We start from the raw sequence: 22,211 nt of genomic DNA, 5'->3' as shown, positions 1-22,211 counted from the left end.
GTTGAGCGAATGAGCTATAGAGTATCACACGAGCATTATATATTCAGTTTTTCAAGAGATAACAAGCCTGTACTTTTTGTGAAAGAGGGCGATGAGGTAGAGCTTGAGACCTCGGATTGTTTTTTCAATCAGATTAAGACAAATGATGACAGGCTGGAAGCCATGGACTGGGACAAAATAAATCCGGCAACCGGCCCGATTTACGTTGAAGGCGCCCAGGAAGGGGATGTTTTAGAGGTTGAAATCAAAAAAATTGAAATAGCCGATAGGGGCGTCATAGCGACTGGTAAAGATTTGGGCGTGCTGGGAGATTTGATGGAAGGGCTTTATTCACGGGTAGTTGATATAAAAGAAGGCAAAGTTGTGCTTGCTTCAAACATTTCTATTCCGGTTAAACCCATGATAGGGGTAATCGGCGTCGCACCTAAGGAAGGCAGCGTAAATTGTGGCACGCCTGGGCCTCATGGGGGCAATATGGATACCAGATTAATTGGCGGAGGCGCAAAACTCTATTTACCGGTATTCGTTGAGGGAGCCTTGTTTGCTCTTGGCGATCTGCATGCCGTGATGGGCGATGGCGAAGTAGGAGTGTCAGGCGTTGAAGTAGCTGGATCTGTTACAGTGAAATTTAGAATATTGAAGGGTTGGAAGCTGAACAATCCTCTTGTGAGGACAAAAGATGTGACAGCCACAATAGCATCGCATGAATCTCTGGATACAGCGGTTTCCATGGCGGTTCATGATATGGCGGACATATTTAAACGATTCACTACGTTGCCAATAGAGGAGATATCTACGCTGTTTAGCATAACGGGCAACGTGGAGGTTTCTCAAGTTGTGGATCCGCTTAAAACTGCGCGTTTTAGCCTGCCAAATTGGGTATTGGAAGCATATGGTATAAGTTTTTGAATTTGCAAAAACTGTAGATAGCTTAGGGAGAGGTATATAGGGTAATCAGAAATGAGAGGCAGCAATGCCTCTATTTTTTTGTGTAAAACTTAAAGTAGCTGGCGAGTCTGTGGTTGAGCAGATAGTCAGTAGTGGGTGTGTGAACCACTCTGTGAGAATAAGGGTAGCAAGATTTTAAATTGCATAAGGAGGAGACTATGTTAAAATTTGAAATGATAGTTTTTGTTATAACCATTACGTCTTTTTCTATTCTCCTTGTTTTATTGCAAGAATTATGGCGAAGATTTAGGGAAAGCGTGTTTGAAAAATCTATAAATGTGAAAGTGGCCACAAGTAAGGACAAGATGAAAACAATCGATAAGATGAGTGGAATTGAATTTGAAGTATTTGCAAAGGATTTTTTCAACAAATGAGGAAACCAGGGGCTTAAGAACCCTGGTTTTCTGGTGCGCCCAGCAGGATTCGAACCTGCGACCTCCAGATTCGAAGTCTGTCACTCTATCCAGCTGAGCTATGGGCGCATAGTTTTAAATTTTTGTCAGAAATAAATGGAGCGGCAGACGGGATTTGAACCCGCGACCTTCGCCTTGGCAAGGCGACGCTCTACCACTGAGCCACTGCCGCATGATGGTGTAGGCGAGAGGACTTAAACCTCCAACCAGGTGTCCTACACTGGATCCTAGATTACATTATAATCATTTAATCTGTTTTTGTCTAGTATGATTTTTTAAGATTTTTGGTAAGTGTTGTTGTAAAAAATCTTTAGGACGAAATATTCTTGGCAATGATCTTAGCATTGTGATATACTCCCATTAAGCGGTTCATCCTCTTTTTGTTTTTCTGTAGTAATTTATATACCAAGAGGCAGAAACCGCTACTCCAAGTTCCGTGGAATTTTAGACATCTTTAAAGAAAGAGCCGTTTCTATGTAAGGGAAGTGAGTTAAAAATGTATGTGGTGAAAAACTTATAATCCAATTTGAACCACAGATTATTGGAGCACTTGGAGCAGCACTAATTTCACTTGAAGGTAGATGAGAGGGTTACTATAATTAACTTTTAAGATGGATGCTTATGCTCAGTCATGAGGATTATCAAAAAATTTAATAACAGCAAGAAGACTCCACATTCTACAAAATGGATGGGGATGAATTGCTAAAAATGTGATATAATATTTCCCAGGTGATGGCTAATGTACAAGACTCAAAGTAGCTGGCGAGTCGGCGGTTGGGCGGATAGTCAGTAGTGGGTGTGTGAAACACCATGTGAGAATAAGGGTAGCTTAGACCACCAAACTTCTCACGAAGCCACCACTCCTAGAGGGTGGTTGGTAGTTCGCGTTGCAGGCTCCAGAATTCCCATTCTTGCAAAGTGGCTTCAATGCTTGTCTGCTGATAAGCGGCAAGCATATAAAGAAGAGGATGAAGGGAGTGTGTATCATGTTAAAAGCATTTGAAAAGCCAATCGATTTAGGATTAGGGCTTTTGTTGTATTCCCGAGAAAAAGTGGAGGAATTAGTGGAAAAACTGGTCAGCAAAGGCGAGGTGGCAAAAAAAGACGCCAAGGAGTTTGCGGCCGAACTTGTAAAGAGAGGCCAAGAGCAAAGGGAAGAGCTAAAAAAGCTGATTCAAAATGAGGTTGCAAAGGTGCTGGATGATCTAAATGTGGCCAAAAAAGAAGATCTGATTACAAAGGATGAAATCAGAGCAATTGTAAGAGAACAAATACAGCAGGCTTTTCAAGAGATGGGATTATTCAAAAAAAATGAGGATATAAAGTAAAGGATTAGTAGTTTATGGTGCTAAAAAACCAGGAAGTTTGGGAAGGCGTGCGAATGTTACTCAACATTGCGGAATTGGGTTGATATTATGGATTACAGGTGCATTCGAATCAAAAGATATAATGAGATTCTTGCTGTTTTTATAAAGCACGGTTTTGGCCTGCTGCTTGAACGGCTTGGGCTCCGTGGTGAGTTGGAGAGGGAGGATAAAATTTCGGAGGCCGGTATCGCACCTGGCGAAGTTTCTGTGGGAAGGCGTTTAAGACTGGCTTTGGAAGAGCTGGGCCCAACATTCGTTAAGCTGGGACAATTATTGAGCATGCGGCAGGATATATTACCGCCCGGCGTTATAGAAGAACTTAGAAAGTTGCAAGATTCGGTGCAGCCATTCCCTTTTTCGGAGGTAAAGGCTCTCATTGAAGCCGAGTTTAGGGACAATCTTGAGAACATTTACATGGAATTTGATGAGGAACCTGTAGCGGCGGCATCTATATCCCAGGTTCATCGCGCAAGGTTGGCCTCGGGGGAACAGGTTGCCGTAAAGGTTCAGAGGCCGGGAGTCGAAAAAATCATCGATCTTGATTTGGATATTTTAAAGGAGATAGCACGGTTTGTTGACCGTCATACTAAACTGAAGGACCTTTATGATTTCAGCGGCATGGTAAAGGATTTTGAAAAAACCATCAAAGATGAATTGGATTTTACAAAAGAAGGGAAAAATGCGGAGAGATTCATGCACAATTTCAGCCGCTACGAAGGCATTAGGGTTCCAAAGGTAAAATGGATTTATACGACAAAACGTGTTCTTACTATGGAATATATTGAAGGTATCAAGGTCAGTGATTTGAAAGCTTTGGAAGAGGCAGGCATTGATCGAATAAAGGTTGCCGAGAATCTTGCCACATGCATATGCAATCAAATATTCAGAGACGGTTTTTTCCACGCTGATCCGCATCCAGGCAATATTCAGGTTATGCCAGATGGCACCATTGTATTTCTCGACCTGGGAATGGTGGGGCGCCTTAACGAATTTCAAAAGAGCGTTATTTCAAAATTTTTTATAGGCGTTGTCTTTAGAGATAGCCATCTGGTGGTTAAATCCCTTGTTGATATGAAAGCCATAACTGATCAAAGCCGGGTTAAGAATTTTAAAAAGGATATAGATGCTTTAATTGAAAAATATCTTACCATGCCTATGAATGAGATGAAAATTGAGGAGATATTCCGTGAAATCTTCCATGTTGCGTTTTTGAACCGAGTGAAAATACCCCGTGAATTTACATTGCTGGCCAAGACGCTGGGTACTCTTCAAGGGCTGCTGGAAAAATTGGCTCCTGATCTCAACGCACTTGTTATTGCCGAACCAATTGCTAAGAAGCTGTTCTATCAGTCATTTTCGGCCAGAAAGATGTATGGGAAAATGAGAAAGAGCTTACTAAATTACGGGGAGCTATTGAGCGAATTTCCGGCTGCAATGCGGAACATTTTGGGCAAAATGGCTGATGAGGATTTTACCCTTCACTTCGAAATGAAAGATATGGAGGGGCTTCAAAAGCAATTAGAGCGGCTTTTTAACAGGGTATCTTTCAGTATAATATTGCTTGCTGTAAGCATTATCATTGCCGGAGTCATTATAAGTTCCGGCCTTAGTGCCGGTACAAGTGGCGAGATGTATATTTTCAACATCACTGTATTGAAAGCTGGCTTGGCACTAGCTGTTGTTATTGTTGTATGGCTGGTGATCTCAATCATTAGATCGCGCTGCTAAAAATTGTTGGAAATAATGTTATGAAAAACCGGAAAATCATTGCAGAAACGGCCACAAGGTCGGCGATACGTTCACCTGCGAATACGGTTGCCCGGATGGATTCTGCTCAAAGTCTATGTTAAAGTTATTCCCGCTTATGGAAGCTGTTCGCAGTGGCGGTGATTTGCGTAATCTTGGCGGAAGCGACAAGCATATAGGGGGGTTGACTGTCCCGATGGTGTGGTACGGTTTCGACTGGAGGCGTTTGAAGATGAAAAAATAAAGGCTTCATGGTAATAAGTTACAATACTTCCCTGTCCCTGCAGATATTGCTTTTCCGTTCATGCAAAAAAGCGGATGGGAAAGGTATTTTCGTGGGGGAAAAATTGCTTTTATAGTTTGCTTCTCTTGTATTTAAATAAGAGTATTTTGTTTTTTAAAAACAAATTCCAGGATTTTCAAAACCCTGGAACCTTTGATTTTACTGTGGTGCGGGCGAGAGGACTTGAACCTCCACGGATGTGCTCCACTAGATCCTAAGTCTAGCGCGTCTGCCAGTTCCGCCACGCCCGCTCCTATATACATCATAGAAACTTCTCGCTTGTCTTTAAGTCATAACAATTTAAATGGTGACCCATCGGCGATTCGAACGCCGGACACCTGGATTAAAAGTCCAGTGCTCTACCACCTGAGCTAATGGGTCACGTTGTGGCTGGGGCGGCAGGATTCGAACCTACGAATGCGGGAGTCAAAGTCCCGTGCCTTACCGCTTGGCTACGCCCCAACACCATAAAAATAAATTGGGGTGGATAGTGGGATTCGAACCCACGACCTCCAGAGCCACAATCTGGCGCTCTAACCATCTGAGCTATACCCACCGTAATTTGCTCTTACAAAATGGCGCGCCTGAAGGGATTCGAACCCCTGACCTACGGATTAGAAGTCCGTTGCTCTATCCAGCTGAGCTACAGGCGCACATTAATGGAGCGGGTGATGGGAATCGAACCCACGCCGCCAGCTTGGAAGGCTGGAGTTCTACCATTGAACTACACCCGCATCACAATCTGAGCTCTTTATTTATTATTTCCTAACAGCAAAATATATTTTAACCTGTAGCATGGGTTTTGTCAACATGCTTTTTTTATTTTTTATCATTCTGCCCAAACGTCATGTATGAGAGAGGAAAATTCAAGACGTCCAGAAGAAATTTTTTATTGAGTAGATATGAATAGCAAATATGATAGAATATTTCAGTACGGGCCAAGCTGTAGGGATTAACCAGACTAAACGTTGGTTTTGAGGAGGGCAGTATTGAATGGCAAAAGCTTATATATTTAAAAACAGGGAAAGGCGAACTGTGTACGGTCATCCGTGGATATTTAAAAGCGACATAGAGCGGATCGAGGGAAACTGCGAGCCCGGAGATGTGGTGGACGTGTATTCATACAGAGGGAAATTTCTGGGGAGGGGCTACTACAATCCCAGATCCCAGATTACCATACGGCTGTTGACGCGGGAACAGGAGGATATCAATGCCGACTTTTTCTACAGGCGAATACGCAGTGCCTGGGAATATAGAAAGCAGTTTGCAGATTTGAACAGCTGCAGAGTGGTTTTTGCCGAGTCGGATTTCCTTCCTGCCCTTATAGTGGACAAATTTTCAAACTACCTTGTAATGCAGACCCTGGCGCTGGGCATTGACAGGTACAAGTATCTCCTGGCAGATATACTGGACGATATCATAAAACCCGATGGGATCTATGAGAGAAACGATGTGCCGGTGAGGGAACTTGAGGGCCTAGATCAAAGGAAGGGGTATATTAAGGGAAACTTTGACACAAACGTCATTATGGTGGAAAACGGCATAAAATTTTTTGTTGATGTTGCAAACGGCCAAAAGACGGGCTATTTCCTTGACCAGAAGGAAAACAGAGCAGCTATACAGCCCTTTGTGAAGGGAGCTAAGGTTCTGGATTGTTTTACCCATACTGGGGCGTTCGCTTTGCATGCGGCGCATTACGGGGCTGCCAGCGTTCTGGGCATTGACATTTCAGAACATGCTGTGGAATTCGCCAGGAAAAATGCTGCTTTAAACGGTTACGAAGATATATGCAAATTCGAAGTAGGCAACGCATTTGATGTTTTAAGGAAGTATCACAAAGAAAAGAATACATTTGATGTGGTTATACTCGATCCGCCGGCCTTTACCAAGTCCCGTGATACCGTGGAAAACGCCATAAGGGGATACAAGGAAATAAACCTAAGGGCCATGAAGATAATAAGGCCGGGTGGGTATTTGATAACCTGTTCTTGCTCGCAGCATATAGAGCCCGAGCTGTTTATGGACATCCTGTATACCGCCGCCATTGACGCCAAAAGGGATGTCAGGGTGGTAGAGCGGCGCTCTCAGGCAAAGGACCATCCGGTGCTGCTGTCATCGAAAGAGACCGAGTATTTGAAATGCGTAATTCTGCAGGTATGCTGATTGAAAGATGTCGGGCATTTTGTTTTTTATGCGCCGATTATTCGCCTTTTTGGAGCTTTCATCCAAAAAGGCTTTATTTTTGTCCGGCAATCTTTCTTAATTGAAGTTTAAAAGAAAAGGTGTATAATTTTATTTTCTAGAGACGAGCAGTTTAGCAACTTATAGGCCGGCGTTTGAAAAGTGCACTTTGCCGTGATAATATATTTTCAAAGGACTTTAGAAGGAACGATGGATAAAGCAAAGACTCTAATGTTAGAAAGGAGGAAAGAGCGCAGGAGACTCCATCTTGAAGAAGATGGGGTCCCCTGCGCTCGTGTATGATGAAACTGCTGCTGGTTGAGGACGATGAAGCCATTGCTGTGGGGCTAGAGTATTCCCTGTCACAGGAGGGCTTTGAAGTTATAACCTGCTATAATGCCGCATCGGCCATGGAAAGAATAGCATCCGAGTACTTTGATTTTGCCATCATCGACATATCCCTTCCCGACGGCAATGGATTTGATGTGTGTAAAAAGCTTAAGGAAAAAGGGGATACACCGGTAATATTTCTGACCGCCCGGGATGATGAGGGAAGCGTGGTCATGGGGCTTGACATAGGGGCCGACGACTACATCACAAAGCCGTTCAGGCTGAGGGAGCTTCACTCCCGAATTCGGGCTGTCCTCCGTAGGGCAAACAAATTAAGCGAAGACCATATAATCAACATCGGGGGCTTAACCGTTAATCTGGCCGAGGGGAAAGTAAAGAAGAACGGCAGGGAGGTGTTTTTGACGGCCCTGGAATACCGCCTTTTGCTCACGCTGATCAGCAACAGGGGGCAGGTGCTGACCCGGGATCAGCTGCTCCAAAGCATCTGGGATGTATCGGGTGACTTTGTCAATGACAACACCCTCACCGTCTACATTAAGCGCTTGAGGGAAAAGATAGAGGACGACCCTCAGAATCCCACCATTATAAAGACCGTGCGGGGAATAGGATACCGAGTATAGAGGTTTGGGTATAGATTTTAGTATATTGCCCACGCTGGAGGGCAGGAAGTCACATAGGATACAGGATATAGCAGCTTTGGAATAGCATTGTTAAGCAAAAGCGTTCTCACAAAATAACGAGAAGATGCCAGATATAGTAGTTTTAGCATGGGGTTGGCAAACAAAAGCATTATATAGGAGGATTTGGAAGTGTCTTTATGGAGAAATAGGGAAATAAAGAGGTTTGCCGTGGCAGTTTCCGTTTTGAGCACTGTTTTGGTTATTATAGGTTTCTCAAGCAGCAGGGAAGCCGGAATCCTCGTTTTGATTACGGCTTTTTTGTTGTGTTCGACGTTTTTTGCTTTCACGGCCTACCGCTACAGGCAGATAAGGAAGCTGTCCGATTATTTAAGGCGGATCTGTGCGGGAGAGCATTCGCTTGACATACGCGACAATGTCGAGGGGGAACTGAGCATTTTAAAGAATGAGATATACAAGGTGACTTTGATGCTTTCGGAGTACAACAAAAAGCTGCAGCGTGAAAAACTGCTCCTGTCGGAGCACATGGCTGACATATCGCATCAGCTCAAAACACCCCTCACCTCTATGATGGTCATGATTGATCTGCTGGGCAACGAGGACTTGCCGCCCGAAAAGCGCAGGGAATTCACTGCCCGCATCTCCTCCCAATTAAAGCGCATAGAATGGCTGGTCTCCTCGCTGCTTAAGATGGCCAGGCTGGATGCCGGCGTGGTGAAGATGAAGCGAGAGAGGGTTAAGGTGCGCACCCTCATAGAAAACGCTTTAAAACCCCTCCTCATACCCATGGAAGTGAAAGGCATCACCTGTACCGTTACAGGGCAGGATGAAACTTTAACGTGTGACCTGCAATGGACTACCGAGGCGATTATAAACATCTTGAAGAACTGCATAGAGCACGCTCCAGAGCATGGTAAAATCGAGATTGCCGCAAAGGACAACCCGCTTTACTTTGAAATCCGCATATCCGATAACGGGCCGGGCATCAGCAAAGAGGACCTCCCCCATATATTTACTCGCTTTTACAGGGGCAAAAATGCATCGCCCGACAGCGTTGGAATCGGCCTTGCCATGGCCAGAAGCATAATCAAGGAGCAAAACGGGGATATCACGGTGGAAAGCCGGGAAGGTAGAGGGGCCACCTTCTTCATTCGCCTGTATAAAGCGGTTATATAGGTGTGCTTTGGTATTTCTTTTGTGTTTTGACGTCACTTTGTTGTACAAATTACAGCAAAAATTCTTTATCATAGCCTGTGCTGTTTTTAAAAAGAAAAAAATTGAGACTTAGTATAAATTATGGAAATTATATTACATATTTTGACTTAAAGGTTGTATTTGGCTAAAAATAAAATATTTTTACGATTTACATTCTTAGGATGAAATATTAATATAAATAATATAGGGGACTTGCCGGTAGGTTCCGTACATTTCGGGAAGGGTTTGATGAGAAAAAAGGAAAGCTGTTGCTGTGTCTGAGCTTGGCAATTACTCTTTTGTCATTCACAACAGCTTTTGCAGTTAGTGGGTATTATCAAGTTTCGCTCCCCTGGTTCAAGCAAGATATAGTCGTAATGAGTGGTAGCAAAGTCTATAATGATGATTATGTATTAAATAGGGTTGATTATGTTGGCGCTCAGTATGATGCGGCAGATTTCTGGGTAGTCAGGCAAGACGGCTCAAGGATATCAGATAATTATGCATGCTATGAAGGGCAAGGGATATACACAATAAGTTTTAATGTAGATGAGCGAGCAGGCACTTTTATCATGCTTTATGCACAAAATCACGATATAACATATGTAAGCGTAACGATGAGCGGATATGCAGATTTGAGGTAAGGGTTGGAATAATGCAAACAGAGCAGATTTTACCCGGGCCTATGGTATTTATCATAGCCCCGAACTTATAAAAGGAGGCAGATTTTGTGTTGTTTAATGTTTTGAAAACTGAATTTGCCAAGCTTCTCAAAAGAAGAGAGTTTAACATAGTGCTGACGATTGAAGTTGTATTGATCTCGATCCTTTTTATTTTAACGTCTATTACATACTATAAAGGTTATACTTCAGAGTTGCCTTCTGCCTATCAGATGTGGATAGGTTATAGAAATGGCAACTTCAGCTTTGTAGGAGATATATATTATCTGTTTTTTCTCACCCTACCGGCCAGTATAGCGTTTGCAGATACTTACTTGGGGGATAAGAAAGAACGTGTTCTTAACTTTATCGTTAGCCGCTGCAATAAAAGTTCGTATATCCTGAGCAAAGGTATCGTTACCTTTTTCTCTGGCTTTATAGTGATTTTTTTGCCTTTACTGTTGAATCAGCTTCTCTGTATGGTTGCTTTTCCTCTCTATACGGTTTCCGAAGTAAATGGCGGAAATCCCGCCTATGACAGATATTATCTTACCAGACTTTACTTTCAAGGCCTGCACACTATAAGTCCATACTTACATAATCTGTGGTTCATGTTCTTGGATGGCGTTTTCGGCGGTGTAGTTGCCATATTTTCCTATGCTATATCGTTTTTTAGAAAGGTAAATAGGTATACAGTTGTGGTTTTACCCACTGTCCTTTATTTTACACAAAATTTTGTATTTGCTTTACTCGGAAATGCAAATTATTGCTTAACTTATTATTTATATCCCACCACGGGCGTAAAAGGGTTAGATTACATGGTGTTTATGTGCATAATGGCGGTTTTGCTGATGACAAGTATATTTGTGATTATTTTAAACGCAAGAAGGGAAGAAATTTAAAATTGCGGCTTTGTAAAAAGTTTTTGAGTAAAATATTTTTGATGGTTGGGAAGAAGCGAGTAATATTTTATCTGATGATACTGGCTTTTAATATTCGGATATCAGTACTTATAGGCCAAGAGGCAAATTTGCTAACAGAGAACCTCCGCATAAATGACATATACCTGCTCTTTTCCCGTTTAATCTATTTCGCTTTATATTATGTACCAATTTTTCTTATAATCATAAGCCATGAAGATATACTCAATCACACACTGATATTGGTAAGGTTTAAAAATATTGATATATGGTGGAAGGAAAAAATCAAGCTGCTTTCAATAGATACGGTGTTATATGTCATCCTTCTCGAACTTCCTATAATTGTAACGGCTGTGATGTATATAGGAGTGCCGCATCTTCTGGAAGCGAAAATTCTTGCCTTTATGCTAGGGGATTTTATTATAAAGTACCTGATATTTCTGCCAACAGGGATTATTTACCTGATATCATCATTTGTAAGCAAAAGGCGGTATGTAGGTTTTCTAGTTGGTCTTTTTACTGGTAGCCTGGATTATATACTGACGCTGATTAAATTGGATAGATATGCTATGACCACTACAGGAATCTTGCTAGAGTTCATTTTTGGTCTTGAGCTGCCTATGATGAAATTCCTGCTGTTGTCGCTGGTGCACTGCAGCTACTTGTCATTTTTATCCTTATTTTTGCTTTTGATGGGCGTGAAAATCCTGGGGAAAACGGATATACGGAGGAGCGGTTTATGATAAAGAAAGTATCGGTGTTTATTACGGCCGTAGTCATCGGGGTTTTATCTTCGTTGATTCGGCTTGACTTCATAACAAACTTGGCTGAAGGGGCTTCAATAGAATTGCTAGTGATGTTTACGGCGAATTTTTTGCCGTATCCTGAAGAAAAAATAACTTTTGAGCTTATAGCATCTCTAACGTATATTGCCCCTAAGTTATATATTCTTATAGCCTTTGGAGATTTTTTTTATGATGACTTTAGAATAAGTTCGGTTTATGTTTTTACAAGGAAGGATAACAGGGTAAAATGGTTTCTAGATAAACTATTTCATATACTGAAGCATTTAGTTCTATACTTTGCTATAATTACTGCCGTTAGTGTGATAATTGGCTTTGCTAATAATTTGCCTGTAGCGTCGGTACAGGGCCTTTTATTGGTATCCTCTGTATGTATTCTTCTCAATGTTACGGTCACATTAGTATTTGTTTTGTTGATAAATGTATTATCTTTGTATATAAGCTGTGAAATGTCCCTATTCTTGACCTTGCTTGCGTACGTTTTTGCACATCTTCCAGCCATTGTTAAACTAAGTGATCCAGTGCAGCATTTGCTAATTAAGCTTAACCCCGTACTGCAACCTGTCTTACCGTGGCATGATGACGGTTTTCTGCTGGATTATATTCAGCCTTTAGATATTTTGGCAGTACCGGGATTTAATGTTTACTGGTCGTTTCTTGTATTAGGGGCTTACCTGGTTTTGGCTGTTTTTGTGGGAATAAGGGTTATAAAGACGGTGGAGATAACCGATAGAAATTATTAAAATCGGGAGGTATGCAGAGATGATGGCGGTTGAAATATATCATTTGACCAAGATAATCAAGGGGAAGACGATATTAGATGACATAACCCTGGAGCTGGAAAGAGGGAAGATATACGGTTTTTTTGGGAGAAATGCTTCGGGAAAGACCATGCTGTTTAGGGCCATATGCGGATTAATAAAACCTACTCGCGGTGAGGTTAGGGTGTTTGGAAAGAGGATTGGCGTAGATGTCTCATTCCCCGAAAGCCTTGGTTTAATAATAGAAAACGTGGGATTCTGGGAACAGTGGACGGGCTTTCAAAATTTAAAATTTTTGGCTTCAATAAAAAATATCATTACAGATGAAGACATAAGGGCTGCCATCAGAAGAGTAGGCCTTGATCCAGATGATAAGCGCATTTACGGAAAGTATTCTTTGGGCATGAAGCAACGCCTTGGCATAGCTCAGGCCATAATGGAGAAACCGCAGCTTATTGTGCTGGATGAGCCCACCAACTCGCTTGACGAAGAAGGGGTTGGGCTGGTCAGGAACATCCTGCTGGAAGAAAAGGAAAGGGGGGCAACAATACTAATTGCCAGCCATATCAAAGAGGATATCGACCTGCTGTGCGATGAAAAGTTCAAAGTAGAAGCCGGGAGAATATATCCTGCCGGGAGTGAGGTTGAAGATGAATAGGATATGTATTTTGATTATGACTTTGGCTATTGCCGCAGCGTTGGTTGTGGCGGGTATGGTACGAGCCTCTTTTGTCGATATTCAAAACATGAATTTGGATGATTTGTTGGAATATAAAGTTTCAGGGGGAGGACCACTTTATGAAGAGGATATTTCATTTTCAAAGCTGGTTGCCGATTCCGAAGTAATAGTTAAGGTGGTAGCTTCCGAAAGGAAGTTCTTGCAAGGTACATCTTTAACAGGTGTTAAAGTTATTTCTGTCTATAAAGGGGACAGTGATCTGGCGAATAGCACGATATACGTTTTTGAACCGTGTTATTTCGATTTTGAGGGACGTTTGTTTTTTGCTTACGGCGGATATAATTTTATGAAGTACGGGGAGGAATACATCTTATTTCTAAAAAAATGGCCGTATATGGACTACATGAGATATAATCCATTTTATAGGAATAAGGACATATATATGCTGTCACACAATAGGGGCATCGATAAATACTGCACAGCGGGAGTTTTATTTGATAAAGTCCTGTCTCGGGAACAGGAGTATTGCTATGGACAGATAGCGGAGTATGAGGTCATTGCTTACAGCCAGGAAGAATTAAATAAATACAATAAAATCAAAAAACAAGTTTTGGAACAATTTTTAAATTCAATAAATAATTAGCCTATAATGCTCTAAAACCATTTCTTATTCATATGGGAATAAATGGGATTACCTGTACCGTAAGAGGGGAGGGATAAGAACCGGAACTGCCATTCTGCATAGAGAGCATACTCCAGAGCATTTAAAAGTGACAAAACTGTCACAGAACCGGTCACCTGAATGTCACACCGTTGTGGTAGACTCATCCTCGAAACTAAAAATGCTCTGGAGGTGCTATATGGAGATACTACGGGTTGAAAATCTCACAAAGGTATACGGCAAGGGGGAGACGGCGGTCACCGCTCTGGACAACGTCTCCTTTTCGGTGGAGAAGGGCGAGTTTGTGGCCATTGTCGGGCCGTCAGGGTCGGGCAAGTCGACGCTGCTGCACATACTAGGCGGGGTGGATTTTCCCACCTCGGGCAAGGTATACATCGACGGCACTGACATCTACAGCCTGGACAGGTCAAGGCTTGCTATTTTCAGGCGCAGGCAGATCGGCCTGATCTATCAGTTCTACAATCTGATTCCCGTGCTCGATGTGGAGGAAAACATAATGCTGCCTCTGCTGCTCGACGGCAGAAAGGAAGATAAGGCACGCTTGAATGAGCTGCTTACCACTCTGGGCCTTAAGGATAGGGCAAAGCATTTACCAAACCAGCTGTCGGGCGGGCAGCAGCAGAGGGTGGCCATAGGCCGCGCTCTCATAACCAATCCCGCTTTGATACTGGCGGATGAGCCCACGGGCAACCTGGACAGCAAAAACAGCGCCGAAATCATCGAACTGCTCAAGCTGTACAATCAGAAGTACAATCAGACCCTCATAATCGTGACGCACGATGAGAGGATTGCGCTGCAGGCCAGCCGCATCATCAGCCTCGAGGATGGCAGGATCGTAAGTGATGAGGTGATCAGGCCATGAACGTCATGAACAGGGTTACGCTGGCAACGCTGAAGAGGAGCAAAACCCGCACCATCGTCACCATCATTGGCATCATTCTGTCCACAGCCATGATAGCTGCCGTGACCACTTTTATATCCAGCTTTCAAAATTTCCTGATTAACTATACAAAGGCCGATACGGGAGACTGGCACGCAGTTCTTTACAACGCTGACCTTGATACAATTGAGGGCATTAGCCAAAACCGGGAGGTACAGGAGGTTGCTGTAACCAAAGGGATAGGCTATGCGCTGCTCGAGGGCGGTTTGAACGAGTATAAGCCCTATCTGTATGTCCTGGGGTTTGATGAAAAGGCATTTGAGATGTTGCCGGTGCATTTAAAAAGCGGCAGGCTTCCACAAAATGAAAACGAGGTTGTCGTGCCCTATCACGTCTTCACCAACGGCGGCGTGCAGTATAAGGTAGGCGATACCATTGAGCTCGACATTGGCTACCGGGTTTTAGACGATGGTACCGTCCTGGGGCAGAAGGATTATTACAGGCACGAGGAGGATGGCGCATCGGAGAAGCTGGTGGTCACAGGTACCAGGACGTATAAAGTGGTGGGGATCTGCGAAAGGCCACCGTTTGCGATAGAGGAGTACTCTGCCCCAGGATATACCCTTATCACCGTTCTTGATAAAAGCAAGCTGGGGGAGAACGACACGGCCAATGTGTATATAAAGCTCAAAAATCCCCGAAGGGTGTACGACATATATGACAGCCTTGGTATGGATAAGCTGCAGTACAAAGATTATGAATACAATGACGACTTGCTTAGGTTTATGGGTATAAGCCAGAACGACAATTTTACAGCTGTTTTGTATAGCCTTGCGGCCATATTGATTGCACTGATTATGGCCGGCTCGGTGTCGTTCATCTACAACTCGTTTTCCATTTCGGTCAGCGAGCGCAAGAAGTACTTTGGCCTGCTATCCAGCATCGGCGCTACCGCACAGCAGCTCAAGCATTCGGTGTTTTTCGAGGCCCTTGTGCTGGCAGCTATAGGCATACCCCTAGGTATATTATCGGGCATCGCCGGCATAGGCGTTACGCTGCATTTATTGAGGGATATGTTTGCCAGCATCATGTCTCTGGGTGACCGCGTGTCTATGACGCTGTCGGTGTCCATCCCCTCCGTGATAACGGCGGTGGTCCTGGCTCTAGTTACCATACTGATATCGGCCTATATACCGGCATGGCGCAGCGGAAAGATATCGCCAATTGATGCCATCAGGCAGACGACTGACATCAAGCTCACTGCGCGGCAGGTCAGGACATGGCGCTTGACACGCAAGCTGTTCGGCATGGAAGGAGATCTGGCACTGAAAAATTTAAAGAGGAGCCGCAAGCGTTACCGCAGTACTGTGATCTCGCTGTTCATGAGCATAGTCCTGTTCGTATCGGCCTCGTCCTTTTCGATGTATCTTATGGACAGCGTTTCCAATGTATATCAGGATGTGGATTATGACCTGTACTATTTTACCAACGAAAGAGGCGATTTGAAGGATTCCACCATTAAGGTTTACAGGGATATCGTTTTGCTGGACAGCATAGAACAGGGCTCCATTGTGAGGGAACTTTATGCCTTTACTGATATTCCGAAAGAGTACCTTAATCAATCGTTTTATGACGAGATGATTGATAATGGTTTTATCCCCCACGGAGAAGAGGCTCCCATAAATGTGATCTTGTACAGCGTTGACCGCGATACCTTTAAATACTACGTCCGCCAGTTGGGGCTTGATGAATCGCTCTTTACAAATCCCGATTCTCCTGCCGGGATTGCAATAGATTACCAGCACTATTATGATGACCAGCAAAAGAGGTTTATAAATTCCAGCATATTTAGCAGCAAAAAGCCCGAGAGCATAGCCTTGACTGTTGTTCATCAGGAAGATGGTGAAAGGCAATTGAAGGAGGATATCCAACTTGTCGTCTTTGCCAATGAGGCTCCGTTCGGGGTGCCGGATTATGCTTCCTCCTTTAATTCAATCCTTGTGGTGGTCAGCGATGAAATAAGAAAGGCCATTTTTGATGGTGACGAGAAAATCTGGGGCCCTGCAAATATGTATTTCGCTGCTGTAGATCCTTTTGAAGCCGAGCAGGACATAATGGATATACTTGTGGATGCGGGTCTTCCAACGCACAACCTGCTTAATATAGCAGGGTATATACAGAACAGCCGCAATATCGTCACCATTATATCGGTGTTCTCCTACGGGTTTATAATACTCATTTCCCTCATAAGCATTGCAAACGTGTTTAATACCATCTCCACCAATATTAACTTAAGGAGAATAGAATTTGCCATGCTGAAATCGGTGGGCATGACTGACAGCAGCTTTAACAGGATGCTGAACTATGAGTGTATATTTTACGGGTTAAAAGCCCTGCTTTACGGGCTGCCGGTTTCTGTGCTGATCACCTACCTCATCCATATCAGCATACGGCAGGGGGTTGAAATGCCTTTCCGCCTGCCGACAGGCAGCATAGTGGTTAGCGTCTTGAGCGTGTTTTTCGTGGTCTTTGCCAGCATGGTGTATTCCATGAGGAAGATACGGCATGAGAACATTATGGACGCCATAAAGAGCGAAAGCGTGTAAGGAATAAATGGCCTTGCAAAGGGTTATATTGACCAGAGGGCAAACAAAAAGGGCGCCGGCTTGAGTATTAGGCAGCGCCCTTTTTGATGATTACACAACGTCCAATTTTTACGCTATGCGGGATAAAGTTTATTCAATAAAGATAAGCATGATGAAGTTTAGTATAAACAGCAGCGTCGATACTATCAGGATGGGATGGATGTCTTTAAGCTGCTTTTTGCAGATTTTGATCAGGCAGTAGAATATGAATCCCGTTGCAATGCCGTAAGAAATACTGTAGCAAAGGGCCATGAAGATGCCTGCAAAGAATGCAGGGATTGCTTCCTCTATATCATCCCACTCGATCTCCTTGAAGGCTGACATCATCATGATGCCGACTGCGATGAGGGCCGCTGCAGTTGCCTGTGCGGGCACCAGGCCGGCTACGGGTGCCAGGAAGATGCAGGCCAGCATCAAAAGCGCCGTGACAACGCTGGTCAAGCCGGTACGCCCGCCAGCACCTATGCCCGCAGCGCTTTCAACATAGGTGGTGGTATTGGAGGTGCCAAATATGGCGCCGATCGAAGTGGCGATGGCGTCGGCAAACAAAGCCTTGTCCATCTTGGATTTGAAGCCGCTGCTGGTTTCCATGAGCCTTATATCCTCGTCGGTGAATATGCCGCTTTGACGGCCGGTGCCTATGAAAGTGCCAATGGTGTCAAAGGTGTCGGCAAGGCTGAAGGAGAATATGGTAATCAGCACTAGAGGGATCTTTTCGGGGTCGGAGAACAGGGAACCCATTCCTTCAGGGCCAAAGGCTGCACCAAAGGTGGTGCCCAGCTTAGCAAATGCCTCACCGATTCCCGAGGTGGTTCCAAGCTGCGAAACATCCACCACTCCCATGGGGATACCGATGATGGTGGTGGCTATAATGCCGATTAAAATTGCCCCTCTTACCTTGAACACCAGCAAAATAAAAGTTAAGACGATACCGATGATTGCGAGAATGACGGCCGGATTATCGAAGGTTACGAGAGCAGGTACGATGCTGGAATTGGATATGACTGTGCCGCTTTCCAGCAATGTATATGTGCCGGGGTCGGAAGTGAAGCTTAACAGCCCGGCATTCTTGATTCCTATATAGGCTATGAAGATGCCGATACCGCCGCCGATTGCATTTTGCAGGCTGACGGGGATTGATTTGATGATGGATTTACGAATCTTGGTTACTGTGATGATGATGTTTATGATGCCGCAGATGAAAACCATTGCCAGTGCCTGCTGCCAGCTAAACCCCAGCCCGAAGCACACCGTGTAAGTAAAGAAAGCGTTTAATCCCATTCCGGGAGCCTGTGCGTAAGGTACGTTAGCAAAAAGGCCCATGACAAGAGTGCCTACCACCGAAGCAATGATTGTGGCCAAAAATACGGCTTCCCGTGGCATGCCCGTCTGTGAGAGGATAGCTGGATTGACGAAAATGATGTAAGACATGGCAAAGAAGGTAGTAAGGCCTGCGAGAATTTCGGTTGCTACTGTGGAGCCGTTTTCCCTGATTTTGAAAAATTTCTCCATAAACAAAACCTCCTTATTAAAATATAGTCGAACGATTGTTATGATTTTGTAAAAAACTTATGGGTTGTAACCATTTAATTATGCCGATAATGTGTTTTACATTCATATAATACCGTATATTCTTCAAAATTGCAATTGAAATTTTCGAAATCCATTTATCTTTTTTAGCATTATAAAGTGTAAAAAGCTGTGAAATGGAATGGATAAGCTTATAAATTTTCATTTTTATTTAATTATAAACATTTGGACGCTATATTAATGTAGTAACAATAGGTCTAAAACCGCTGATTTGTATATTGACACGGCGTTAACCGTTATAGTATTATTTATAAAAATACGGAGGGGTGAATAGGATGAAGAAGTACAGCGTAATTTTCTTGTTGGTCATGTCTATGTTGGTGTTTGCCGGTTGTTCTCAAACGGTCTCTACGGATCAGAATGTCATCAAGATAGGCGTCAACTACGAGCTGTCTGGCGGCGTTGCGACTTATGGTCAAAGCTCGGTAGAAGGTATAGAGCTGGCTATTGAGCAGATTAATGAGGCTGGCGGCATAAACGGTAAGAAAATTCAGCTCGTAAAGTATGACAACAAATCCGATGCGTCAGAAGCCACTACCCTGACTACCAGGTTGATAACCCAGGACAAAGTAGTGGCTGTACTGGGACCTGCTACTTCTGGAGCTTTCATGGCTACCATTCCGGTAGCAAACCAGAACAAGGTACCTGTAATTTCGGGTTCGGCTACTGCCGACAACGTAACGGTAGACGATAAGGGCGTAAAGGAATACGCCTTCCGCATCTGCTTTACCGATTCTCAGCAGGGCAACGCGGTAGCCAAGTTCGCCTTAGAAAACCTTTCTAGTAAGAAGGCCGTCATAATCATGGATAGCTCAAGCGATTACGCCAAAGGACTTGCAGAAGCTTTTACTTCCACTTTTGAGGCTGGAGGCGGCACCATTGTGGCCCAGGAAGCCTATATGTCAGGCGATACCGACTTTAATGCCGTATTGACCAGCATAAAGGGGAAGGACTTCGATGTGATATTTATTCCGGGCTATTACAATGAGGCGGGGTTGATCATCAAGCAAGCGCGTGCACAGGGCATAGACGTTCCCATACTTGGGGCCGACGGCTTTGATTCGCCCAAGCTGGCCGAACTGGCCGGTGCTGAGGCCCTCAACAACGTTTACTTTAGCAATCACTATTCTTCGGTGGACCCCAGCCCTGTGGTAGCCGACTTTGTGGAGGCCTTTAAGGCCAAGTACAAGAAGGAGCCCGACGCCTTTAACGCATTGGGGTATGACCTGGCCAAATTTGTAGTTGACGCTATAAGCCGAGCCGAGAAGCTGGACGGCGAATCGTTGAAGAAGGCCTTGGAGGCAACCGAGAATTTTGAAGGCGTAACTGGAACCATGAGCGTTGACGAGAATCATAATGTGGTGAAGGATATAATCGTCATCGAATTGAAGGATGGAAAACAGTACAAAACCTATAGAGTTACCGAATAAATGAAATACCATACAGTGTGATCATCCTGCATATAAGTGAGGGCGTTTATTGCGTCCTCACTTATATGCGTTTAGACAGCCCATGGATGTTTTATTTTGGGCAGTACCAGGACTTTGTGATTTTGTGGAGATGGCTATTAGTATGGCTATTAGAATATAGAGGAAGAAGGGAGAGCGTGTGGAGCAGCTGTTACAGCAGATTGTCAATGGCATATCGCTGGGGAGCATATATGCGCTTATCGCTTTGGGATATACGATGGTATACGGCATTATAAAGCTGATAAACTTTGCCCACTGCGATGTATACATGATAGGCGCTTATGTGGGGTATGTATGCATGGCCAAGCTGGGTCTGGGCTTTTTCCCCTCCCTGCTTGCTTCCATGCTGGTTTGTACCTTGCTGGGCGTTGTAATCGAAAAGATTGCCTATAAGCCTTTGCGCAATGCTACCAGGATTACCGCGCTCATAACCGCCATAGGCGTATCGTTATTTTTGGAGTATACCACCATGTTCTTTGCTAGCGCAGACGTAAGGACCTATCCCCCCATGACCGGGTTTATGGCAAAGACCTTCAAAATGGGAGATGTGGTGATATCGGCCCAACAGATTCTGATCGCACTCATAACCGTCATTTTGATGGTGCTACTACAGCTTATCGTCAAGAAGACCAGGATCGGCAAGGCAATGCGTGCCGTTTCCCTGGATAAGGATGCTGCCGAACTTATGGGTATCGATGTAGACTCAACCATTTCTTTTACCTTTGCTTTGGGATCGGCTTTGGCCGGAGCTGCGGGGATTTTGGTTGGCGTGTATTATAACTCCATCAATCCCCTGATGGGTGTTTTGCCTGGCCTTAAGGCCTTTGTTGCTGCCGTCTTTGGAGGTATTGGCATAATTCCAGGTGCCATGCTGGGCGGATATGTAATAGGTATCATAGAGGTTTTTGTGGCGGGATTAGGATATTCCATGTACAGGGATGCTGTGGTGTTTGCCATTCTGATATTGATTCTTATCGTAAGGCCGGCAGGACTGCTTGGTAAAAATACCGGGGAGAAGGTGTAGCAGGAGATGAAGGGGATACTGAGTACTCAATTTACAAGGAGACTTATTCTTCTTGTCTTGGCTTATGTGATTGTTCAGCTGCTTATTTCTGTTAATATTATAAATGACTACTTGCAGGCGACGCTGACCACCATCTGCATAAACATCATATTGGCTGTGAGCCTTAATCTGATTACGGGGTTTACCGGACAGTTTTCGCTGGGGCATGCCGGCTTTATGTCCATAGGGGCTTATACATGTGCTCTGCTTATCCTTAAGGATCCCACCATGCCCAACTTTCTGCTTGGTACTCTGCTGGGGTCTTTGCTGGCGGCGCTGGTTGGTTTTCTGGTTGGATTGCCCACATTGCGCCTTCGAGGGGACTACTTGGCCATTGCCACGCTGGGCATGGCAGAGATCATCAGAATCATGTTCATCAATATGGATAAAATCACCAACGGCCCGCGAGGTTTGAGCGGTATACCTAGATTTGTTAACTGGACGTGGCTGTTTATCTTTACAGTTGGAACGGTGCTGCTGATAAGGAACTTTTTGAGGTCATCCCATGGAAGGGCTTGTATAGCCATACGCGAGGACGAGATCGCAGCCGAGGCCATGGGAATCAATACCACATGGTACAAGGTTCTGGCTTTTGTAATAGGGGCTTTTTGTGCGGGTATAGCGGGAGCGCTGTATGCTTCATACTTTTATTTTATAAAACCCGACCTGTTTGGCTTTTTAAAGTCGGTGGATATTCTGGTCATGGTGGTACTCGGAGGGTTGGGGAGCATATCGGGATCGATTCTGGCGGCAATTTTGCTGGCCGTTATATCCACGTTGCTTCAGTCGTTTTCCGAAATCCGTATGATACTGTATGCTCTCATCTTGATTGTAATAATGATATTCCGGCCTCAGGGTTTGCTGGGCTCAAAGGAGATTTCGCTTTCCGTGTTTAACAGGTTGGGCAGGTTGTTTGCGTTTGAAAAGGAGGAAAAATAA

19 protein-coding genes, 8 tRNA genes and 1 pseudogene are annotated in these 22,211 nt (G+C 44.2%); 19 read left to right on the top strand and 9 right to left on the bottom strand.

Annotated elements, in window-relative coordinates:
* The first annotated feature begins 9 nt into the window (after positions 1 to 9).
* Both BM241_RS02760 and BM241_RS02755 read left to right on the top strand, forming a co-directional pair.
* On the top strand, positions 10 to 909 hold the full coding sequence (locus tag BM241_RS02760; protein ID WP_092281983.1) for an acetamidase/formamidase family protein: 900 nt from the start codon (positions 10 to 12) through the stop codon (positions 907 to 909).
* Between the two features lie 197 nt (positions 910 to 1,106).
* The gene (locus tag BM241_RS02755; RefSeq protein ID WP_025747174.1) at positions 1,107 to 1,322 is read left to right on the top strand and encodes a hypothetical protein; all 216 of its coding nucleotides are present in this window, start codon (positions 1,107 to 1,109) and stop codon (positions 1,320 to 1,322) included.
* Between the two features lie 31 nt (positions 1,323 to 1,353).
* Here BM241_RS02755 and BM241_RS02750 read toward each other — a convergent pair.
* Together BM241_RS02750 and BM241_RS02745 are read right to left on the bottom strand one after the other, a co-directional pair.
* A tRNA-Arg gene (locus BM241_RS02750) sits at positions 1,354 to 1,430 on the bottom strand.
* A gap of 28 nt (positions 1,431 to 1,458) precedes the next feature.
* Positions 1,459 to 1,533, bottom strand: a tRNA-Gly gene (locus tag BM241_RS02745).
* Positions 1,534 to 2,347: 814 nt separating this feature from the next.
* Here BM241_RS02745 and BM241_RS02740 point away from each other — a divergent pair.
* The 3 genes and pseudogenes from BM241_RS02740 to BM241_RS02730 all read left to right on the top strand — a co-directional run.
* Positions 2,348 to 2,689 (top strand): phasin family protein, encoded by a 342-nt coding sequence (locus BM241_RS02740; protein WP_092282013.1) that lies wholly within the window; start codon positions 2,348 to 2,350, stop codon positions 2,687 to 2,689.
* Positions 2,690 to 2,776: 87 nt separating this feature from the next.
* Positions 2,777 to 4,456 (top strand): ABC1 kinase family protein, encoded by a 1,680-nt coding sequence (locus tag BM241_RS02735; RefSeq protein ID WP_035146061.1) that lies wholly within the window; start codon positions 2,777 to 2,779, stop codon positions 4,454 to 4,456.
* A 31-nt stretch (positions 4,457 to 4,487) separates the two neighbouring features.
* Positions 4,488 to 4,732: pseudogene (locus tag BM241_RS02730) on the top strand (TIGR04076 family protein); the annotation flags it as partial.
* A 190-nt stretch (positions 4,733 to 4,922) separates the two neighbouring features.
* Here BM241_RS02730 and BM241_RS02725 read toward each other — a convergent pair.
* From BM241_RS02725 to BM241_RS02700, 6 genes are all read right to left on the bottom strand, one after another.
* Positions 4,923 to 5,008, bottom strand: a tRNA-Leu gene (locus BM241_RS02725).
* Between the two features lie 54 nt (positions 5,009 to 5,062).
* Positions 5,063 to 5,138 (bottom strand) — tRNA-Lys (locus BM241_RS02720).
* Between the two features lie 6 nt (positions 5,139 to 5,144).
* Positions 5,145 to 5,219: transfer RNA gene (locus BM241_RS02715), tRNA-Gln, on the bottom strand.
* Between the two features lie 17 nt (positions 5,220 to 5,236).
* Positions 5,237 to 5,313 (bottom strand) — tRNA-His (locus BM241_RS02710).
* Between the two features lie 20 nt (positions 5,314 to 5,333).
* Positions 5,334 to 5,410 (bottom strand) — tRNA-Arg (locus BM241_RS02705).
* A 7-nt stretch (positions 5,411 to 5,417) separates the two neighbouring features.
* Positions 5,418 to 5,491: transfer RNA gene (locus BM241_RS02700), tRNA-Gly, on the bottom strand.
* A 259-nt stretch (positions 5,492 to 5,750) separates the two neighbouring features.
* Here BM241_RS02700 and BM241_RS02695 point away from each other — a divergent pair.
* The 11 genes from BM241_RS02695 to BM241_RS02645 all read left to right on the top strand — a co-directional run bounded on the left by BM241_RS02695 (position 5,751) and on the right by BM241_RS02645 (position 17,111).
* Complete coding sequence (locus tag BM241_RS02695) at positions 5,751 to 6,920, top strand: class I SAM-dependent rRNA methyltransferase (RefSeq protein ID WP_025747171.1); 1,170 nt, start codon at positions 5,751 to 5,753, stop codon at positions 6,918 to 6,920.
* Between the two features lie 320 nt (positions 6,921 to 7,240).
* A complete protein-coding gene (locus BM241_RS02690; protein ID WP_025747170.1) occupies positions 7,241 to 7,909 on the top strand; it encodes a response regulator transcription factor in 669 nt (222 codons plus the stop codon).
* Between the two features lie 189 nt (positions 7,910 to 8,098).
* A complete protein-coding gene (locus BM241_RS02685) occupies positions 8,099 to 9,103 on the top strand; it encodes a sensor histidine kinase (protein ID WP_207648954.1) in 1,005 nt (334 codons plus the stop codon).
* Positions 9,104 to 9,498: 395 nt separating this feature from the next.
* On the top strand, positions 9,499 to 9,765 hold the full coding sequence (locus tag BM241_RS02680; protein ID WP_092281981.1) for a hypothetical protein: 267 nt from the start codon (positions 9,499 to 9,501) through the stop codon (positions 9,763 to 9,765).
* A gap of 86 nt (positions 9,766 to 9,851) precedes the next feature.
* Positions 9,852 to 10,682, top strand: coding sequence for a hypothetical protein (locus BM241_RS02675; protein WP_207648953.1), 831 nt, complete (start codon positions 9,852 to 9,854; stop codon positions 10,680 to 10,682).
* 128 nt (positions 10,683 to 10,810) lie between these two features.
* The gene (locus tag BM241_RS02670) at positions 10,811 to 11,443 is read left to right on the top strand and encodes a hypothetical protein (RefSeq protein ID WP_143094039.1); all 633 of its coding nucleotides are present in this window, start codon (positions 10,811 to 10,813) and stop codon (positions 11,441 to 11,443) included.
* Positions 11,440 to 12,246, top strand: a complete 807-nt coding sequence (locus BM241_RS02665) for a hypothetical protein (RefSeq protein ID WP_092281980.1) — start codon at positions 11,440 to 11,442, stop codon at positions 12,244 to 12,246. The genes BM241_RS02670 and BM241_RS02665 overlap by 4 nt, the downstream gene beginning before the upstream one ends.
* 19 nt (positions 12,247 to 12,265) lie before the next feature.
* Positions 12,266 to 12,922 carry an ABC transporter ATP-binding protein gene (locus tag BM241_RS02660; RefSeq protein ID WP_092281979.1) on the top strand — a complete coding sequence of 219 codons (657 nt, stop codon included), beginning with the start codon at positions 12,266 to 12,268 and terminating at the stop codon, positions 12,920 to 12,922.
* 106 nt (positions 12,923 to 13,028) lie between these two features.
* On the top strand, positions 13,029 to 13,586 hold the full coding sequence (locus BM241_RS02655) for a hypothetical protein (RefSeq protein ID WP_207648952.1): 558 nt from the start codon (positions 13,029 to 13,031) through the stop codon (positions 13,584 to 13,586).
* Between the two features lie 217 nt (positions 13,587 to 13,803).
* The gene (locus BM241_RS02650; RefSeq protein WP_025747162.1) at positions 13,804 to 14,487 is read left to right on the top strand and encodes an ABC transporter ATP-binding protein; all 684 of its coding nucleotides are present in this window, start codon (positions 13,804 to 13,806) and stop codon (positions 14,485 to 14,487) included.
* Positions 14,484 to 17,111, top strand: a complete 2,628-nt coding sequence (locus tag BM241_RS02645) for an ABC transporter permease (protein WP_092281977.1) — start codon at positions 14,484 to 14,486, stop codon at positions 17,109 to 17,111. Before BM241_RS02650 ends, BM241_RS02645 begins: the two co-directional genes overlap by 4 nt.
* A 129-nt stretch (positions 17,112 to 17,240) precedes the next feature.
* Here BM241_RS02645 and BM241_RS02640 read toward each other — a convergent pair whose 3' ends face one another.
* Positions 17,241 to 18,662: an NCS2 family permease gene (locus BM241_RS02640; protein WP_092281976.1), complete on the bottom strand. Its 1,422-nt coding sequence runs from the start codon at positions 18,660 to 18,662 to the stop codon at positions 17,241 to 17,243.
* A gap of 353 nt (positions 18,663 to 19,015) precedes the next feature.
* Here BM241_RS02640 and BM241_RS02635 point away from each other — a divergent pair, with 353 nt between their 5' ends.
* The 3 genes from BM241_RS02635 (at position 19,016) to BM241_RS12610 (ending at position 22,211) form a co-directional block, all read left to right on the top strand.
* Positions 19,016 to 20,170, top strand: a complete 1,155-nt coding sequence (locus BM241_RS02635; RefSeq protein ID WP_025747159.1) for an ABC transporter substrate-binding protein — start codon at positions 19,016 to 19,018, stop codon at positions 20,168 to 20,170.
* Between the two features lie 178 nt (positions 20,171 to 20,348).
* Positions 20,349 to 21,233: a branched-chain amino acid ABC transporter permease gene (locus BM241_RS02630; RefSeq protein WP_025747158.1), complete on the top strand. Its 885-nt coding sequence runs from the start codon at positions 20,349 to 20,351 to the stop codon at positions 21,231 to 21,233.
* 6 nt (positions 21,234 to 21,239) lie between these two features.
* Positions 21,240 to 22,211, top strand: coding sequence for a branched-chain amino acid ABC transporter permease (locus BM241_RS12610; protein ID WP_207648951.1), 972 nt, complete (start codon positions 21,240 to 21,242; stop codon positions 22,209 to 22,211).

Source organism: Caldicoprobacter faecalis (assembly GCF_900115765.1).
GTDB lineage: Bacteria > Bacillota > Clostridia > Caldicoprobacterales > Caldicoprobacteraceae > Caldicoprobacter > Caldicoprobacter oshimai.
Note: the sequence above shows the minus strand (reverse complement) of the source record. Positions and strands in the feature narration are given on the sequence as shown.

Excerpts from the sequence above, each read along its gene's own strand:
- BM241_RS02635 (WP_025747159.1), top strand. The coding sequence starts at position 19,016 with ATGAAGAAGTACAGCGTAATTTTCTTGTTGGTCATGTCTATGTTGGTG.
- BM241_RS02645 (WP_092281977.1), top strand. The coding sequence starts at position 14,484 with ATGAACGTCATGAACAGGGTTACGCTGGCAACGCTGAAGAGGAGCAAA.
- BM241_RS02660 (WP_092281979.1), top strand. The coding sequence starts at position 12,266 with ATGATGGCGGTTGAAATATATCATTTGACCAAGATAATCAAGGGGAAG.
- BM241_RS02760 (WP_092281983.1), top strand. The coding sequence starts at position 10 with ATGAGCTATAGAGTATCACACGAGCATTATATATTCAGTTTTTCAAGA.
- BM241_RS02680 (WP_092281981.1), top strand. The coding sequence starts at position 9,499 with ATGAGTGGTAGCAAAGTCTATAATGATGATTATGTATTAAATAGGGTT.
- BM241_RS02740 (WP_092282013.1), top strand. The coding sequence starts at position 2,348 with ATGTTAAAAGCATTTGAAAAGCCAATCGATTTAGGATTAGGGCTTTTG.
- BM241_RS02690 (WP_025747170.1), top strand. The coding sequence starts at position 7,241 with ATGAAACTGCTGCTGGTTGAGGACGATGAAGCCATTGCTGTGGGGCTA.
- BM241_RS02640 (WP_092281976.1), bottom strand. The coding sequence starts at position 18,662 with ATGGAGAAATTTTTCAAAATCAGGGAAAACGGCTCCACAGTAGCAACC.
- BM241_RS02755 (WP_025747174.1), top strand. The coding sequence starts at position 1,107 with ATGTTAAAATTTGAAATGATAGTTTTTGTTATAACCATTACGTCTTTT.
- BM241_RS02695 (WP_025747171.1), top strand. The coding sequence starts at position 5,751 with ATGGCAAAAGCTTATATATTTAAAAACAGGGAAAGGCGAACTGTGTAC.
- BM241_RS02650 (WP_025747162.1), top strand. The coding sequence starts at position 13,804 with ATGGAGATACTACGGGTTGAAAATCTCACAAAGGTATACGGCAAGGGG.
- BM241_RS12610 (WP_207648951.1), top strand. The coding sequence starts at position 21,240 with ATGAAGGGGATACTGAGTACTCAATTTACAAGGAGACTTATTCTTCTT.
- BM241_RS02735 (WP_035146061.1), top strand. The coding sequence starts at position 2,777 with ATGGATTACAGGTGCATTCGAATCAAAAGATATAATGAGATTCTTGCT.
- BM241_RS02665 (WP_092281980.1), top strand. The coding sequence starts at position 11,440 with ATGATAAAGAAAGTATCGGTGTTTATTACGGCCGTAGTCATCGGGGTT.